This window comes from Mesonia sp. K4-1, from assembly GCF_008017825.1.
Taxonomy (GTDB): domain Bacteria; phylum Bacteroidota; class Bacteroidia; order Flavobacteriales; family Flavobacteriaceae; genus Mesonia.
In genome coordinates, this window is the sequence record NZ_VRLS01000051.1 from 1 (window position 1) to 518 (window position 518).

A 518-nucleotide genomic window follows, 5' to 3' on the forward strand; every position below is an offset into this window, starting at 1 on the left:
GTTTTACAAGCTTCAGTAAACGATCTTCAATACCCTTAATCTCTTTGTCTAAGTGTTTGAGATTACGCTTTAAAGACCTGTAAACATACTTGGATGGAATGCCTAGCACTTCTTCCCCGTGAAGTTTGTTTTTAGTGCCGTACGCTTCTTTAAGTAACTATCCATAAGCCTAAAAAGCTGCAAGCATTCTGCCTGTACATCACTAAGAGCGTTATACAACGAAACTTCATTGGACAAAGCATAATGACAAATAGCCTTGGCATCACTCTTGTCTGTCTTTATTTTTGATAGCTTCATTTGAATAAAACGCTTGACTGACAACGGGTTTACTACCGATACAGCAATACCATTTTTGTAAAGAAACTGTGCAAGTCGATAATGATAATACCCTGTGGCTTCCATTACTACTAAAACATCTGGGGCTAATGTTTTGACAAACAGTTTAAAGCCAAATGAGTCATTATTAAATTGAGAATGACCACAGTCACTACCATAGACATCAAATACATCTTTACTGA

Annotated in this window: 1 pseudogene; it reads right to left on the reverse strand. The window is 36.7% G+C overall.

Going from position 1 to position 518, the window contains the following annotated elements:
- Positions 1-518 (reverse strand): annotated as a pseudogene (locus tag FT986_RS08155) (transposase); the annotation flags it as partial.